This window comes from Chryseobacterium sp. AC405b, assembly GCF_979258685.1.
Map to the genome: position 1 here is coordinate 1,180,268 of NZ_OZ409877.1, position 17,723 is coordinate 1,197,990.

The 17,723-nt window shown below is 34.1% G+C and carries 15 protein-coding genes; 1 reads left to right on the forward strand and 14 read right to left on the reverse strand.

What is annotated here, in order from left to right; genetic code table 11:
- Positions 1–4: 4 nt before the first annotated feature.
- From ACZZZA_RS05715 to ACZZZA_RS05765, 11 genes are all read right to left on the reverse strand, one after another.
- Positions 5–3,712, reverse strand: coding sequence for a hypothetical protein (locus ACZZZA_RS05715; RefSeq protein ID WP_463430227.1), 3,708 nt, complete (start codon positions 3,710–3,712; stop codon positions 5–7).
- 46 nt (positions 3,713–3,758) lie between these two features.
- Positions 3,759–6,443, reverse strand: coding sequence for a hypothetical protein (locus tag ACZZZA_RS05720; RefSeq protein WP_463430228.1), 2,685 nt, complete (start codon positions 6,441–6,443; stop codon positions 3,759–3,761).
- Positions 6,444–6,745: 302 nt separating this feature from the next.
- Positions 6,746–6,916, reverse strand: coding sequence for a hypothetical protein (locus tag ACZZZA_RS05725; RefSeq protein ID WP_463430229.1), 171 nt, complete (start codon positions 6,914–6,916; stop codon positions 6,746–6,748).
- Positions 6,917–7,118: 202 nt separating this feature from the next.
- Entirely contained in the window at positions 7,119–7,673 is a 555-nt protein-coding gene (locus tag ACZZZA_RS05730) for a hypothetical protein (protein ID WP_463430230.1), read from the reverse strand.
- Positions 7,674–7,677: 4 nt separating this feature from the next.
- A complete protein-coding gene (locus ACZZZA_RS05735; RefSeq protein ID WP_463430231.1) occupies positions 7,678–8,424 on the reverse strand; it encodes a hypothetical protein in 747 nt (248 codons plus the stop codon).
- 80 nt (positions 8,425–8,504) lie between these two features.
- A complete protein-coding gene (locus ACZZZA_RS05740) occupies positions 8,505–9,167 on the reverse strand; it encodes a DUF2589 domain-containing protein (RefSeq protein ID WP_463430232.1) in 663 nt (220 codons plus the stop codon).
- 603 nt (positions 9,168–9,770) lie between these two features.
- Entirely contained in the window at positions 9,771–10,808 is a 1,038-nt protein-coding gene (locus ACZZZA_RS05745) for a patatin-like phospholipase family protein (RefSeq protein ID WP_463430233.1), read from the reverse strand.
- A 116-nt stretch (positions 10,809–10,924) separates the two neighbouring features.
- Positions 10,925–11,380, reverse strand: coding sequence for a hypothetical protein (locus ACZZZA_RS05750; protein WP_463430234.1), 456 nt, complete (start codon positions 11,378–11,380; stop codon positions 10,925–10,927).
- Positions 11,380–12,975: a hypothetical protein gene (locus ACZZZA_RS05755; protein WP_463430235.1), complete on the reverse strand. Its 1,596-nt coding sequence runs from the start codon at positions 12,973–12,975 to the stop codon at positions 11,380–11,382. Before ACZZZA_RS05755 ends, ACZZZA_RS05750 begins: the two co-directional genes overlap by 1 nt.
- Before the next feature lie 8 nt (positions 12,976–12,983).
- Entirely contained in the window at positions 12,984–13,832 is an 849-nt protein-coding gene (locus tag ACZZZA_RS05760; RefSeq protein ID WP_463430236.1) for a hypothetical protein, read from the reverse strand.
- Positions 13,833–13,925: 93 nt separating this feature from the next.
- Positions 13,926–14,426, reverse strand: a complete 501-nt coding sequence (locus ACZZZA_RS05765; protein WP_463430237.1) for a M15 family metallopeptidase — start codon at positions 14,424–14,426, stop codon at positions 13,926–13,928.
- Between the two features lie 187 nt (positions 14,427–14,613).
- Between ACZZZA_RS05765 and ACZZZA_RS05770 the strand changes: the two genes are divergently transcribed.
- Positions 14,614–15,888, forward strand: a complete 1,275-nt coding sequence (locus tag ACZZZA_RS05770) for a Y-family DNA polymerase (RefSeq protein WP_463430238.1) — start codon at positions 14,614–14,616, stop codon at positions 15,886–15,888.
- A 31-nt stretch (positions 15,889–15,919) separates the two neighbouring features.
- Here ACZZZA_RS05770 and ACZZZA_RS05775 read toward each other — a convergent pair whose 3' ends face one another.
- Genes ACZZZA_RS05775 through ACZZZA_RS05785 form a run of 3 tightly spaced genes read right to left on the reverse strand, consistent with a single transcriptional unit; the run spans position 15,920 to position 17,667 of the window.
- Positions 15,920–16,531: a YdeI/OmpD-associated family protein gene (locus tag ACZZZA_RS05775; protein WP_463430239.1), complete on the reverse strand. Its 612-nt coding sequence runs from the start codon at positions 16,529–16,531 to the stop codon at positions 15,920–15,922.
- Between the two features lie 3 nt (positions 16,532–16,534).
- Positions 16,535–17,485 (reverse strand): serine hydrolase domain-containing protein, encoded by a 951-nt coding sequence (locus tag ACZZZA_RS05780; protein WP_463430240.1) that lies wholly within the window; start codon positions 17,483–17,485, stop codon positions 16,535–16,537.
- Positions 17,464–17,667 carry a hypothetical protein gene (locus ACZZZA_RS05785; RefSeq protein WP_463430241.1) on the reverse strand — a complete coding sequence of 68 codons (204 nt, stop codon included), beginning with the start codon at positions 17,665–17,667 and terminating at the stop codon, positions 17,464–17,466. The genes ACZZZA_RS05780 and ACZZZA_RS05785 overlap by 22 nt, the downstream gene beginning before the upstream one ends.
- Positions 17,668–17,723 lie beyond the last annotated feature (56 nt).

Genomic DNA, 17,723 nt, shown 5'->3' on the forward strand with positions numbered 1-17,723 from the left:
AATTCTATCCAAGCGTTGTTTTATCATCACCAGTTCCTTCTAATCTGAGATCATCCAAACTAAAAGAAGTTTCAGCTTCCAATTCCTTCGGATTTTCACAATTTTCAGGATGTTCCTCAACAAAAATTGGTAAAGGCTGATCAGGATCTACTTTTAGTCCTACAGATTCTGCCTGTAATATCGTCAAAGTAGTAGGGATTCTTGAAATCCAGAATTTACCTTGAGGCTCTCCTGTTGGCTGTCTCATTTCATCAACGATAGACATATACATCGGATCTCCGATGACAGGAACTTCGCCGCCATTCCAGATTCTTCCGGTAGTCATAAAAAATTGTACTGCATCTTCAAAGCCCGGTTTTACGGTAACAATCACTCTTGCCATACCAGATTGTAAGAAACTTCTGAATAAAGGATCAGCATTTTCTGTCAGATACATTTTTTGCCATTCGTCACGGTTTGCCCAGTAATAAGGGTAGAATGTATAATCCATGATTTCCCATTCAAATGCCTGTTCCATAAATTTGGCTAAAGCAGCGTACTGTTCCAGCTCTTCTCCCAAGATGACCTGGAAGTTTTTCATCTGGTCACCAGAAGTGAAGTTTTGCCCTAAAACATTTAGATAATCTTGTAATAAGTATGCAATGCAGTTGTGCTTCAGAATTACTCTTTCCATATCTCTGTAAAAGACGGAGAGTTTGTTTTTGTTTTCTTCTTCCTGCTGTTTTGCTTTTTCATCTGCTTCTTTTTGCTTAATGAGAAAATCAGCGTAAGCAGCTTCATAAGCTTTAATAATGGCATCAAAACTTTCTTGTTTCCACGCATCTAAAAATGATTGTGAAAGTTCACAATTAAAATTAAAGGCGAAAAAACATCCGTTCAGATTATCACCTCTAAAAGTATAATTATACTGACCTGTGATATTCACTCCAAAAAAACCGATTTCTTTATGCCCACTTCTAGGCTCGTAAGTAATAGTGCTTGTAGAATGATATTCACCACCATTAAAATTGTTAAAGTGTAATGAATGCGATTTATTTCCCAAAATTCCATGTTTATCTCTGTTGTGTCCGAACATAATTTTTGCAGATTTTGCAGTGTAATTAGCTGGGATCGAAATTAATAGACTTCCGTCATTTCCGCTGAAATTCTGTCTTCCGATATTATAAGACTTTGTCAGTTCGGGAAGAGGATTTAATGTTACCCCATAAATATTAGCCCAATATTCCAGCAACTCTTTTGTAGCAGATTTCGGATCGGCCATTGTATTGGGTCTTGGTGCTTTTCTGGGATCTACAGGTTCTTTGAATGTTTCTTTATTGACAAAAGCAGCCAGACGGTGCAGTTTTGCGGGTTCTGGAATCATGAATTCAAACATGGTACGTTTACCATAGTTATAGATCTGATTCTTCATTTTCTTATCCACCCATCTGTAAACTCCGGTAATGTGTTTCGGCTGCGCTGCATCAGGATTATCGGTATCTGTTACTTTTCCACGGTTGTCAAATTCGTGCACATTGGTTTCAGTATATTCTTTTATGATTTTCTGAACACGTTCTTTGTTGATTTTCGTAAGAATTCTTTCCATTGCACGCTCAGTGATTTCCTGAGATTTTGTTACCGCTTGTCTTGTGCTATCCAGCTGAGCAGTATTATTTGCATATCCTCCACCAATATCAAATTTGTAAACTCCTGTGTTGTAGCTGAAACTTGTACTTGCAGTAATACTTTGCTGCTTATCGATCTCTTTGGCAACTTCAGACTGCATTTCATTTCTGTCAGTTTTTGTAGTATCAGAAATTTTTTCGGTTTCGATAGATTCTGATGTTGTATCGGTGATTTCAGAATAATCTCTGGAAACTGAAGATTTGTGACGCAATTCGCTCGCCATTACGTTTTCAATATTAGAAACTTCTCCCGGAACATAAGCATGAACACTTTGTTCAACTTTTAAATAATCTGCAATACCCAGTCTCTTGACCCCAAAATGTTTTGGGATAAAAGTTCCAGGTTTTGGAGTGGTTCCCACTTCAGTAGGGTTTTCAATTTCCTGTCTGACTCTTTCAGTATATAAAATCCCTGTGTATGGAGTTTCTAACTGTATTGCTGAAAGATCAAGATTTGCTTCTTCGCCATTGTTGAAGAAAATTTGTATTTTCAGACTTCTGATTGATTTTGCAAATTTGTTGATCAAGATAGGAGGGAAGGTGATTTTGTCTCCACTTACATTGATGTTTGAATAGGTTTCTTCAAATAATCCGACATCTGTACTTGCCGTTATTTTTGCAGAAGCCAATCCCCAGACATTGCTTTCTGCCTGATAATAGAAAGTTGCATAGCACATTGTACCATTTGACTGATGAGCTTTCAGGTAGTAAGTTCTTGATATAACGTTTGATGACCTACTGGTCGTATTGTTGACTGGAATCAAAACTCCACCCAGATTAGCATATAGCCTCTCATTCAAAACTGTTTTTTCAAATAAAGATTGAGAATGCGCAGAAACATCTTCATTTAATTTTTCAAAAACTTCAACGTATGTATCATATTCTTCATGTATGTTCACAAGTATTTCGCCAATTTGAAGCTGACGATCAGACAATATATTAACACTTGAAAAATCTAAATCTCTGCTTCCGGCATCAGTGAAAATATTGACAAACAGTTTTAGAGACTCTAAAGAAAGTTTAGTTTTGAAATCGTCAAAATTAAGTTCATCTCTATAATTAAATGTAAATTGAGGAACATTCAATTCCCCCAGTTCTTCATATAAAGCTCTGATTTCTTCCTCAGGTGTTTCTTCTGTTATCTGAGCTTCAATTTCTTCCGATTTTCTATTGTATTCATCAATATCAGATTGATATTGTGTCAGATATTCTTGATAAGCAATATCATAAGCCTTATTTTTCATCTTGTAATATGACTTCTGAATTTTTTCCAGTTCAGATTTGAGTAAGTCTAGGCCTTGTTTGTCTAAGTTGAGACTAGAAAGTTCTGAGATTTTTTCTCCTTCAGCTTTTAACTGTTCCTGAACAGAAACAGAAAGTTGCTGGGAATTGATAGAATCTTCAGTTCCGATTGTTGATCTCCCGACAGTAAATGCTCTGTTATATGATACTGGCGAATTGCTGTTATCTGTGCCATCCCCGAAAAATCTTAAAGGTAAGACCACCTTTGCTTCAAGAGCTTTTACTTTGTAATCGTTCCCATTGATTTTTGTAAGTTCCTCTGTAGGTTGTAATTGACAAACATATCCAAAATGAAATACTTTCAAAATATGAATGATTGCTTCTTTCACATAAAAATCACTCTGCATTACCGTTTGGAACATAAGGTTATCCCATAACGTTTTATATTGATCCTGAGTACTGTCAATATATATATCTATTGCAGAATCTCTGTCCTGATCCGAAAGTTCTTCTCTTTTGGCAATCTTTCTCCCTATTCTTAAAGCTTCTGCAAAAACTCCTGATTCAATGTCTGCTTCCTTTTCGAATCCGGTAGGAATAAAATTTTTTGCAGCACGTTCCATTGCCTGAAATTTTGCTATTGCAGAATCGTTTGCAGATACATGGTTATCAAAGGCACTGGTCAATGTTCCGGGTCTATGGATAAAGCCTAAGTTTTTATCCTTAGTTTCGGTTAATTGTGGGTTTCTTAAGCTTACAAATCTAAAAAGGGTTTGTGAAGCGTTGTTTTTGTTGTTTGTTGACATTTTGTTTAATTTAAGATTATTATAATATTTGAAAATTGATAACTGGCTATGATATTAATACATCGGTTTCTTTATAATTTGCTTTTCTTATCAGCTTTCGGTCCTTATTGATATAATATTCAGAGGTTTCTCTTTCTCCAAGCCGATCAAATGTTTTCCCCTCAAAATTGAGATCTATGGTATGAATTCCGAGATTGATCACAGTGATATTCTGTTCAGGGCTTAATATTTCCCATTCTATAGACTCGCTAGGGAAATCATCTGTAATGATGATGGTAACGAATTTGTTTGTAGCGTCAACAGAATGACTTGGGTTTGTAATTTCTAGTGTGACTGCATTGATGCTTTCTTCAACAAATGCGAGAGTTGTGTAGTCTTGTGATTGAACCCAATCTGTAGTCGCTAAAAATTTATGACCATCTGTATTGTGATAGATGTAGGGCTGTTCAGGATTTCCTAATTCAAAACCTATTGCCGATGCGTTTTCCTGGGCTTGTGCGTAACCTGCTGAAGCGTGATTGCCCCAGTTAAATGCAGTGCTACCATTAGCTACTGCTGTATCCAGCTGTGTTGTTGTAGCATAGTCAGCAGGGTCAAAATTTCCTGTGTGCCAATAGTCAACATAGGTGCCATTATCACCATAAATTGTAGGGCTTCCTTTTGTGTTTTGAAATTGCCTTAAGCCCGGACCGTTTTTTCTGAAAGCGATTAAATTCTGATTGCCCCCTGAAGAATCAATATAACCTCCAAAATGAATATAATCCATATAACCTCCTGCGCCGCCCCCATTATTGTTCCAGGAACCAAAGCCCGTTTGGAACTCATTATTACCAACCTGATCCGGCTGAATCGACATATTATAGTTATGATTGGTATAAGATAGCCAATTACCAATATTAGCAACAGTAACATGATTAGCGGGGTGAGTTTTTGGGATGTAATTCTGGTTAACCCAATTCGTTGTTGCGCCCTCATTTTGAGTCCAATTATAAGCTATAGCCCATTCTATTGCAGAACCATAATTAAGAGTTTTGATGTTGCCTTTAGAATAGATTCCATTGGTAGGGATATTAATTCCATCGTCATAAAAGTCAGAAGCTAATAATCCGGCTGTATATACTTTTTGAGCTTGATTATTGTTTAAAAGTGCAATTGGTCTATTAGAATCTAGTCCCCAATAAGTAGTTGATATATCATTTTTCTTCCAATAATTATCTTCTAAATTATTTTTAATCCATGATTGAGTAGCTGCTACATCTGAAGGTATATCAATTAATGTAGTATAATCTGACATGTTATTTTCGAAAACATCAAACCAGCCTTGAGTCCAATCTCTATTCCACTCTCCATATTGAGTTTTAACTTTACTGACTTCAAGAGAAAAATATTCTCCCCAAGCAGTATCAGGCTCACCCAATAAAATAGATACATAACCATCTCCTTTCATACCGGCTCTTACTAAAGTAGTAGGAAAATTGTCAGTTACTTCCCATATAGCCTTTGATCCATTTGTAATTATACCTCCTAAATATTTATAAAAAGAAACGGTTAGTTTTCCTAAATATGTTGTGCCATATCCATAAATATTAATATCAACAGTAAGTATGGTTGGATTAGGATTTACCTCGGGAAATTTTACTGATAGAATTCCATTGTGAACTCCTGCATCATAATAATTTTGATAAACTTTATTTGCAATCTGTACACTATTTTGCTTTTTTACGATATTACCATTTTCAATGAAAGTAATTTTTTTAGCAGCAAGATTTACATCTTTAGTTGCATTATCATATGGCACTAAAGCACTAGGATTAAGATTTTTATCATGCCATAAAAATACCGGTTCGTTCCATGTACCAGTGTCACCTTGATGGGTTCTTATCCCTATATTATCAGGGTTATTATAGCTCGCAAATAATTCAGTAGAATAATTACCTCCTAAACCTGAAAAATTCATCACTGAACCAGCACCACCTGTACCTGCCCAATTATAGTCAAACCAAGATTTGTTACTTCTGTTGTTTGAACCATTATAAATACCACCTGTAATATCTGCTTTATGTACTAAAGCTAATTGATTATCAAAATCAGAATTCGCAACAAATTCAGTAATAGGTATATGCCCTCCGCCGGCTAAAAGAATGAAACCGTTGTTATATCCATCTTTTATAAAACCTGCCGACTTTATATTTCTATATCCTTCATCATTCTGATTCTTAAAATTGAAATAACCGTCAAAGTTAATTTGCGCTGTATCCATTCCTTCACTATAAAAGAATACTCCAGCCTTAGCACCATTTTTACCCCATACTTGTAGATTTAAATCATTAACTGAATTTCCTGTATTAAAAAACCTTTTTGTGCCTGTGACTTCCTGATATGTATCAGTTGTCATCAAATTCTTCCCCGAACTAATTTGTATATATTCGGAACCGCTCCATCTAAACTGTACATTATCATTAGTTATTAGATAAATTTTACCTTTTTCACCGGGGTTTGGAAGACTTTCTACTGAATCAAATTCTAATATGTCATCCACATAACTTGGTAACTGCGATGCAGGAACCTTTCCGTCGACTAAATCAGCTTTTTGAGAAAAGTCATAATCTAGTTGGTCTGCAGGTAGTTGTTCGTCTTTATGCCAATAAGACTCCTGCCATTCCCAAAACTCTTCCTGTTTGGGGATGTCTCCGTTTTCGAAAAAACGTTTCAATTCTTCTTTTGATTTCATTTGTATAAATTGTTTTTTTATAATATTTAAATTTTCGAAGTCTCTTTTTAGTAGAGTCACTTCATGTTTCAGCCTTATTTTTTAGGGTGGTTTCCAGCAAAGGATGTCCACCTTAATTTTTGTTGGGAAATATCATTTTATGTTTTTATTTGTTGGTTTTTGAACATATTTCTAGCTGTTCAGCATTTTGTGAATGGTGAATTCAAAGGCTTTTGTGAAAATTTAAGTTGATTGTTTGTGCTTTATTTATTTCAAAACTAATAGTGAGAAGCGACAAAACTTGACGTGTTGTAAAACTTTATTTAAAAAATATCTTCTTCAAGAATGTCATTCTCGAAATCTTCTCTGAAGAAATTTTCAATTTCGTTGAGATAATTATTATAGTCGATTTCGATATTTTCAATGTCGTTCCAATTGATGGTGTAAATATCTTTATCGGTGATGAGGTCGGTGTTGTGATCTGGTGATTCCATATTGTTGTTGGTTTTGAGTTTTAGTAAATTTTTTACATATTTCAGGCTGTTCAGCATATTAAAATGGTGAATTCAAGGGCTTTTAAAAGATTTTAATGATTGTTTTTTGTGTTTTTATTTCTATTCCAAAGATAGAAGGGGGAAGCGACAAAAGTTGACGTATAAAAAAAATAACTCAAATTTTTTGAGTTATTTTTTTTGTTTATGAAAAATCTTCGGGATTAATTTCATCAGCGATAAGCATAATGATATCCATATCTGAAAGTACAGATTTTAGTCTTGCAGCTCCGGCTCTTAGGTTGTCATCATAAAGTATATATTGCCATATTTTTCTCACAAAATCTTCAAAATCTATTTTGCTGTCATATTCTACTGCTTTTGTTTGGGTTGCTAAAACCAATAATTGTTTGATGATTTCCCTACATTCATTCATTTTTTGTTCATAAGGCATCAAAACATTGAGTACAGTGTTTTGTATGTTATAAAGACTTCCTGCAGCAATTTTTATTTGATTTTTCTTAATATTTGTGCCTCTTTCATCACTGAATTTAGCCGTAAGTATTTTACTTCTAAAGCCTGCCATTTCTGAGACTTCGCTGATATTATTTGTAGACAGAATATCTTCTACAGATTTTAACCAGGATAATATTCTTTCAATAAAATAAGGATCTTTTGTTTCCAGTGATGAAACAATGTTTGGAAACTCTTGTAGTTTTTCTTTTAATTGGCTTACTAAAATAAATTGTGATTTTTTCATCGTATTATTCAGGTATTAGAGTTTCTACAATATCACCATTAATGTTTTCATATTTACTCCATTCCATTCCGGATTCTGTGATTGTCATTTTAGCATAGATCAGATATTTAGGGTCTATTTTCATCAGTTGGCTTGCTTCTACAATGATTTCACTGGTCTGAGTTGGCAGATTTTTAATACCGTTTTCGTATTCTATGATCATTCTGTTGCGTATGCTTTGAGTAAACAGATTTTCATCTATTGTTTTCATCCAGTTGAAATTGTTTAAGCAAAATGTAAGAATTTGTTTCGATAAAGCGTCAAAAGTGCCTTCTTTGATCAGCGGATGATCGTCTGCTACAATTGATCGCTGACTTTGAGTATCCAATTGCTGAGCTGATGTATCTATTAGTCGCATTTCATAAGCTTTAATGGTTGTTATAATCTTATTATACTCTGGTTCTAAAGAAGATAAATAATTTTTTAAAATTGTATTATTTGATTCATCAAGCGGGTCGTAATCTTCTTTTGCAATAGTCGTAATTTCATCATATATAAATTCTTTAAAACTCATTTTAGCTGAAGCTCCGGCCTGTGCAAAAGGCACTGTAAGATCTACGCTGCTCACTTTCATTCTCGGAATAGAAAAATGTTTCAGCATATCATCTTTTGCGTATTCTCTTGCAATTTGCACTGTTTGTAGATCTGCCATTTTTCTGGCAGAAGCAATCTCTGAAACAAGACCTCCTAAGTATTCATTCAATTTTGGCATAATATCATGTTTTAATAATTAATAAAAAAATAGTTGAAAAGGATGGCTGCCGAAGCAACCATCCGAAAAAAAGATAAAAATTAAACAGCAGCAATACTGTCTTCCAACATATCCATGATTCTTGAAAGACCGGCAGGCAATTCATCATTTACAGCTCTTACATGTACACCCAAAGTGTATGTTTTTTCTGTCGTTGAAGTGCTTGAAGTCGTCTTCTTATAAGAAGCAGATGCATTGAATTTTACTTTCCAGAACTTTGCACTGATAGATGCGCTTCCTGCGAATTCGCTTGATACGTTTTGAGTTTCTACTGAATTCAATTTTGCATTAAAATCAATTGTAATCTCATCAATTCTTAAAGCCGGAACCGTAAGCATCGTAAGGAAAGGAACTTTTAGGTTTACAGCTGATTTAAGGAATTGCAGCGCAACATTAATGCTCGGTGGTATTTGCGTTGCAGCGGCATCAATTCTTCCCTCATCTTTCAATTGTTGAAGAGTTTTACCAAAATCGGGATTAGGAATAGATTTTTCGTAATTAAAATCTACATATCTCAACTGAGAAGGTGTGGTCACGGCTGCAGCGCCTGTTCCTGTTGTTGTACCGGGGATAAAACCTACTTCTTTAATGAAGTTGACCTGAGAAATGGAAGCATCATGTTGTGCTTTTACAGCTGCCTGCAAAGGACCTCCGATGTAAACGCTGAAATCTAAACTGTTTAGTTCTTGTACTAAATTTGGCATAATTTTAAAAATTTAAAGGTTAAAAAATGGGTTAAATAATATATAGTTAGTGCTAGCAGACTAATATTCAAAATTGGATAATACATTTCCTGTTTCAGTTTTTTCAAACTGAAGAATGATAATAATAGAAATTTGTTTGGGTTATTTTTAAGACTGAAATGAACTTATTGAGCTGCCATTTCTCTAGTTATTTTGTTACTTCAAAGATAATAGGAGAGGGCGACAAAACTCGTCGTGTTATAATCTTTCTTATTAATTTCATTAAAATAGTTTGTGTTTTTCTTGAGGATTTTTATTACTTCAAAGATAATTTCGAGGGGCGACAAAACTCGTCGTATTATATCTTTCTTATTAATCTCATTAAAATAGTTTGTGTTTTCTTGAGGATTTTTCTTACTTCAAAGATAGCTTCGAGGGACGACAAAACTCGTCGTGTTATAATTTTCTTTATCTTTAAATTTATATTTTCGCAGTGTATTTGCTTTTTTAATTATAAATAAGATCATTTTTTGTGTCGTCAAAAAACATGAAGTGTTTTATTTCATTTTCACTGAATCAATATAAGCTTAAAACCTTATTTATTACATTTATAAGCAAAATAGCTTATATTTTATTTCTGATTAATTTTTGCACAATTTGATTTAAAGTTTCTCTGTTATCATCAATATAACTCAATCCTGCCTGAATAAGATTTTCAATATTAGATCTTCTTACATTATCCATTGCAGGTGAAGCGTTTTTCAGAGAAGGATTGATGCGGTAATAATTTTTTTGATTTCTCTGACCCAAAGTCTGAAACATCTGCCCAAGCTGATAATCCACGGTCTCTGCATTTGCAGACATGAGGATGTCTATAATTGGTGTTACCCAACCTATTTTCCCGGCTTTTTCCATTTTATTAAAAGAATAATTTTTAGATTCAATACCCGTTCCGATAGAGATGATGATCATATCATTCACAGTTGGATGGTTGGCTTTCTGATGGTTTTTCAGCACTTCGGCAAACGGAATTTTTCTGGCTTCTGCATAAGCACAAAGTGCGGGATTATTGGCAAACATTCCTCCGTCGATCAGGCTGAAAATCTGTCCGTACATTGATTTAATTTGTACCGGACTAAAATAAGTAGGTGCAGCCGAAGTTGCTCTGCAAACGTCTTTTACATAAAAATTATCTGTATTTAGATGGGCTTTCCATGAATTAAAAAGTTTGGCTCTTCTGTTTTCTATATCGTAACTTGTTATTAAACAGGGCTTTATCAGTTCTTTTAATTCTAATTTTCCAAAAAAATCATTCAGGTTTTTTTCAAGTGCTTCCTGGGAGATTTTTTCATTCAACAATCCAAAAGGATTGACCAGTCTTTCCCAAAAGGAAACCTGAAATATATTGCCGCCCTTTTCAGCGTATAATTCAAGACCTTTCTGGATAGAATATTTTGCTTTTCGTTGTTCGTCTGGACACAAAATAATCGAAGCAATCAATGCTCCCGTGCTGCTTCCTGCAACCAGATCAAAATAATCTCCAAGCTTCGCCTTTGGGTGATCATAGATCTGAAGTTGCTCTTCTATGTAGCGTAAAATAATACAGGTAATGATACCTCTTATTCCGCCTCCGTCTAAAGAAAGTAGGGTTACTTTTTTCATTTTCTCTACTGTTGTTTGGTAAGTAAAGGTAGGAGCGGAGTGCGACAGAACTTGACGTGTTAAAAATATGTTTTTTGGCAACTAAAAACCGCTCAAGAAATTTGAGCGGTTACATATTAAGCTAGGTCATTTAAATTTTTAGGTGGATTTTTATCCATGATAGCATAATAATCAGTTCCTTGATTGCTATCAAAAAACTGTTTATTATATACATAACAATCTATCCCTTTAGGAGTTTCTTCATCATATACTAATAATTGCGGCATGTCTTTTAGAACTTCTTTTAGAAACGGAACGATGGGCTTTTCGTCTTTATGATAATCTATACTCATAAGAATACCATAATTCTGTATTCCGTATAAATTATTGAATGATCTATTGTAGCCTGCGACATCTCTAAGATAAATGTCTAGTAATTCATTTTTTTCGTTGAAAATATTAATGTTAATAGGGTAATCATTATCAAACTGTCTGAATTGGAAACTTAATTGTTGAGCTACTTTTTCAAGTTTACTCACTAAAATGTTTGTGTTAATGTATTGTTTATTTATTATATAAATTGTATTTGCCATTACTTCAAATTTTTAATTTGTTTTAGATCTGTTATTATTATTACTCCTTTACTTTTTAATTGTTGTAATACAGGATGAGACAAATTTAATGCATTATCCTTAAAACTTTTTATCGCAAGCACCACTTTTCTATTATTGATATTGATATATTTTTCATTATTAAGATTAATATATTTGTCAAATTGTTTGAGAAAATCTTCATCAATATTTTTTGAAACACTTTCTTTACATTCTACTAAATATTTTTCTGTAAGCACATCATAGTCTCCTGCTGGACCATATTTAGTCATACTACTGTTACGGTATTCTACTTTTGTTCCTATCTGTTTTACTTCATCTATTTCAGAAAAAGCTTTTGCTACTTCGCCTTCCCATTGTACAGATGTTTTAGTATTTTTGATGGCAGATTCAATATTTTTCTCAATTTCCTTAGTAGATAATTTGCCCCACTTAAGTTCTGATTCAGCTTCATTAAAGCATGTCCAGAATCTTTTCGTTTGGTCTAACTTTGGCGTTAATTTATAAAGGTTTTCTAATAGCACTTCTAGAGTAGACTTATTATATCTTGCTGTATAAAGCTTCATCAGCTTAGGTCTTATTTCTTTTGCACTTCCTTGTATTATAGAAACCCCTTTGTATACCAATGCAATTTCATTTTGCACAGTATTGCCCAGTTTCACTTCTCCGTAAGCCAATTGACAGCCTTGTTCCCAAAATACTTTAAAGCTGGATTTATCAAAGAAAAACTCAGAAGCTTTTGCTATGTTTTCCTGGTTGGCAATTTTTAAAGTATTCTTACTGAAATTAGAAATTTCACTCTCCAAAATCATCTTCATCATACAGCTCTGCACAAAATTTTTCATTTCTGCTTTAGCAGAAGAAACCAAAATTTTTCCACCTAATTTATAGAGAGAAGACACTACAAACGGTGAAGCAGTAGCAATACCACCAATAATATAAATTTTTTCCCACAGTTGTAAGAATTCTTCTGAAAGCTTGTCTTTATTGGCCATAACTACAATATCTGTTGCAGCAATGGTTATTTCCAAAGCGCCCACAACAGCCAGTAATGGTGAAGCACCTCCCAAAGTGGCTACGGTGAGCCCAATTGCCAGCATATCAACACCAATTCTTACTGCCGTCAATAGATTTTCGACATCTTTCTGATGATCCTGATCTTTCAAAAAAAGAATAGGTACAAACATCAGGCTGTCCGTATCTTTTTGCAAAACAGTTACAATATCCAAAGGGTTCATTTTTATCCTGCTTTTCAAAACCATATCTCCCCCCATTTCTATCATGACTGTTCCGCTGTCTGTATAATAGGTGTCGGTTTTATGGCGTTGCTCAACCCAATATTTGCTTTGTTCCTTATCATTATTCTCTACATCTTTTACATTTACATAATAATTGTTCCCGAGATAGAAAATTTCATCTGTGAAATTGAGAGTAGAAGTGTCAGCAAAGCAAAAACCTGTAATAATACTGGCAAACACCGTTTGGCATTTTTGTTCCTTACCGCCGAAAAACATTGTTCCGTCCAAGGCATCATAAATTTTCTTTATGAAGCTTTGATCCTTATGAAATTGCCCCATAAGGTATTTTATCTTTTCTTCTGTATTAAAAGCAAAAAAAACCCCCTCATTAAAGAAGAACTGCCATCTTTTACAAAGCTGAAATTCCCTGTGGTATCATACTTGTAAAACATACTGATGTGTTTCCAAAGAGTTTCACCGCTTAAAGAACCCAAAGTGAAATCTGGAGCCCAATCATAAAGCGAGATTAGCTCCTCAACAGATTTATAGTTTTTAAATTTTTCTGTAAACTTTTGATTAACCAGAATCTTATACCATTCTGCATTTTTTTCTCCTTGTATTTCTTTCATTAAGTGATAAAGGTCATTGATTTTATTGGAAACAAATTGTATCCCAACATATTTATCATTAATGGAAAAATCTGTTTCAGATAGGGTATTTGCTACTTCTTGTCTCCATTGTTCAGTTTCTGTATAAAAGTATAAAATTCTAAATTCGGCATCTTTACTGAAGGGAAAATTTGCGTAAGGTATATATTCAACAAAATCATATCTTTTGTTGATTCCGCATTTTAACTCCGATTTTATTTTTTGTTTGTATTCATTGGTATATTCAAATGGGATATTTAAAATCCGATCGACTTCCATCACACCATCTGTTCCTATTACTTCATACTCCTTTGTTGAAGGACTTTCATAATTTTCATAATTAATTTTTAGTGGTAATTTAGATTTCAAATACTGAAAAACTTTACTAATATTTATACTTTCTCCTCTTTTTAAACCATAAAAATCAGCTTTATAGTCTCCCGATAATTTCGGTGATAACCCTAAAGCATGAATGGACTTTATTTTGGGAATACCCAAGTTTTGCATTGCTCTTATTTTTGGCACAGCCAAAGGTTTTATAACACTCATTTCATCATTTTTTAGTTAAACATTTTTTCTTTAAATTCCTGAGAAACAAAACTATATCACTATGACGCCAAAACTCGTCGTATTAAATTATTTCTAAAAAACAACATATCCATCTTTATCTCTTTTCATCTTTAAAAGTGTTCTCCAGCTCGTCTTCACCAGTCCCTTTTTCGTCAGAATATTTTTCTTCTCAAAGTGGGGGAGATCTTTGAAAGTTTTCCAGTTTCCGCCCCAATCCCAGCCATATTTTGCGAAAATTTTCACACATTCGTACCAATCGGCAACTTGATCATTATCCCAGTCTTTTACGGTGTCCCAACTTGCCGTTTTTCCGTTGATCATCATACAGATGTCTATAGCCAGACCATAATTGTGAATGCTTTGTCCGGCTTTTGCATTGGTAACTTTTTTCCCTGAAGTAATTCTGCCGATAGCGTAAAGCTTTTCCTGCTCCTCAAAACTTCGCCATCCTTGGGTGATCCTTACCTTTGCTTTTCCGGTAAGAACGGTATCACATTCTTCAATGATTTTTTTTACTTCGTCTCTTACAAACGGGTGCAGCTTTTCAATTCTTTGTAGTGTTATTTTATCCATATCAAATTTTTTTTAATTGTTCTGAAAAAGCAAATATAGATGCGGAATGCGACAAAACATGACGTATTTAAAATTATTTAATATAATGATTATCAGTTGATTAAATTAAATGTTAAAGTTTCAGTTAAACATAATATTCTGTTTTAAAAGTTATAGTTTTGTGTTTTAAATCAGTCATTTCTTAATCATGTATGCCTTAGTAGATTGCAATAATTTCTTTGTTTCCTGTGAAAGAACTTTAGATTCTTCACTCGAAAACAAGCCCGTTGTGGTACTTTCCAACAATGACGGATGCGTTGTGTCTCGAAGCAGGGAAGCAAAAGATCTGGGGATTCCGATGGCAGCACCTGCATTCAAGTATAAAGAACTTTTTAAGCAACATGATGTAAAAAGTTTCTCAGCAAAATTTGAACTGTATAATTTTAAAAGCCAACAGGTTATTAAGATCGCCAGTTCTTACGTTTTAGATTTTGAAACTTACAGTATAGACGAACTGTTTTTAAGTCTCAAAGGCTTTAAATACATTAATGTGTACGAGTATTGTCTTGACATTCGGAAAAGAATTATAGATGAAGCGAAGATTCCTGTAAGTATTGGTGTTGCACCGACAAAAACGTTATGCAAAGTTGCTAACAGAATTGTAAAGGATTTTCCTGAAAAATTTAATGAAGGAGTATATATTTTAGACACTCCTGAAAAAATTGAGAAAGCTTTAAAATGGCTCAATATCGGTGATGTTTGGGGAATAGGTCGAAGACTTGCTGCAAAAATGAATGATGCCGGAGTTTATAAAGCATGGGATTTACTTCAGAAACCGGAAATGTGGGTGCAAAAAATTATGGGAATTCATGGAGTGAGAATGATTAATGAATTAAAAGGAATCCGTCAGCTAGAATTAGATTCGCCGTCTCCTAAAAAGTCGATTGCAGTGACAAGAAGTTTCATGCAAATGCTGACAAAAAAAGAGGAGGTAAGAGAACGGGTAGAAACTTTTGGAATGTATTGCTCCGAAAGACTCAGGAAACAAAATACCTGTTGCAAAATGATTACGGTTTTTGTTCAGACCAACCGTTTTAGAAAAGATTTGCCGGAGTATAGAAATGCAAGAACTCAAATTCTTCCGAATCCTACCAATTCTTCTATTTTAATAGGAAGAGTCGTTCATGATTTATTTGAATCTATTTTCGAAGAAGGCTTCCATTACAAAAAAGCGGGTGTTATTGTGAATGATTTTGTTCCTGAAGACCAAAGACTTATCAGTTTGTTTGAAGAAGACACCCAAAACCAACATTTACCGGTGATGAGAGCAATGGATGCTATGAATAAAAAATATGGCAAAGATAAGGTGCGACTCGGAAGCATGAGTGGTAAAAATACTTGGGGACGCGCTCAGATGTCTCCCGAATACGAAGCTTTCTTAAAAAATAATACCCTTCCTGAGGCGAATTTCAGGTTTCACTAAACTTTTAGTTTAAGGTTTGTTCCTCCTTATTTTACTTTTTTTCGTACTTCCAATTTCTTCCTTTGCCTTCTGAAATCCATTCCAGAGCCTGTTCCATTCTCTTGTTTCGGGTAGTTTCTGTTTTAGCTTCTGTAATCCAATGGATATATTCTTTTCTGAATGAGGCCGAAGCTTTTTCAAAAAATTCTAACGCTTTTTTGTTTTGGTTTAAAACATTTTTAAAATATTCAGGAATTGCAATTTCCACCTTTGAGGGTGCTGTTTTTTTAAGCTTAAAACCCATTTCGGTGAGTTCCATTGCTTCCAGAATAATTTTTTTAAGCTGAGGTTTTGACGGCAGATCTTCCAATTTGGTAATCTTGCCCAAACTGAACATATTGGTTCTTTCTACCTCTGTTTCAAGGTTTTTTAATGTCTGCATTGCATCATGCAGCCAAAATCCCATACTGCAATAGTGTTTAAATGAAACCATCGAGCAGAGAATTTTTCCCTTGTACATAAAAGTCGGAAATTTCCATTTGATAGCTTCTTCTGCATCGGGACAAAACTCATGAAGAATTTCTCGGATATAGATTAAAATTGGCCTCGCAAAATCCTGAGATTGTTCTATATATTCATCAACTTTTGGGCTGTACTTTTCCATTTTTTAAGCAAATAATTTCACGGTTTCATTCACAAGAAATTTCACCTGATCTGGTCTTCCGCGGTCTGTTTTAGGCAAATTGTTATAGCTTCCGGTTCTCACGATCACCATTTTGTGCTCCGGAATCATGATGATATACTGACCTTGAAGACCAAGGAAGTAATAATGTTTAATAGGATTGTCATGGTTAATCCATAATCCCATTCCGTAGATTTGATTTGATTTTTCTGTGGGAGTTCTCATTTTTTCAATGAAATCTAAATTTAGGATCTGTTTATCATTTACTTTTCCGTCATCTAAAAACAGCTGTCCGAGTTTTGCAAAGTCTCTGGAATTAGAATGAATACAGCAATAGGTTTTTTCCATTTTGCTTTCGTCTACGCTCCATTCGGCATTTTTTTCCATTCCTAACGGAATCCAGAATTTTTCTGATAGGTAACTTGATAGAGATTGATTGACTGCTTTTTTTACAGCAAATCCCAAAAGCTGAGTTGAGCCACTTTGATATTCAAATCTTTCACCAGGTTTTTCTTTAAATTTTCTTGCAAATGTAGCTTTCATCAGACTTCTTCCATAGTAAGCCCGGGCATTGGGAAGAAAAGGGTTTTTGTAGTTTTCATCCCAATCCAGACCAGATTCCATTTTTGCAAGATGATTTAAAGTTAAATCTTTACCGAAAGGTTTGGTTTTAAACTCATCATAAAATTCAGAAAAATTCTGGTCGATATTTTTAATCTTTCCTTCTTCCAGAGCTTTCCCGTACAGCATGACTGTAATTGCTTTTGCCATTGAAAAAGAGTTGGTTTTAGAAAGTGATGTATAGCCGTTCCAGTATTGCTCATGTAAAAGCTTCCCATTTTTGATTACTAAAAATGATGCAGTATTAGAATGAAAAAGATCGTCAGAAATATGTTTTGGAAGTTCTTTTTTATTCAATTCGGGTCTTCTTCCCAAGGTTTGGGTGAAGCTGTAGCAATAAGATTACTTCTGAAAAATTTTCCGTCATCAATATTGGCGCTGGATTTTCCTCGGAGATACGTTTTAGAAATTCCGCTAAAAAGATAAGCATATCCCAAAAGATAAATCAAAGCAACCAAAGCAATGATCAACGCGATAAAATATATTACAATTGTCATAATGAACGATCTTTAACAAATTTAAAATAATTTTGAAAAGAAAGTAATAAATGTAT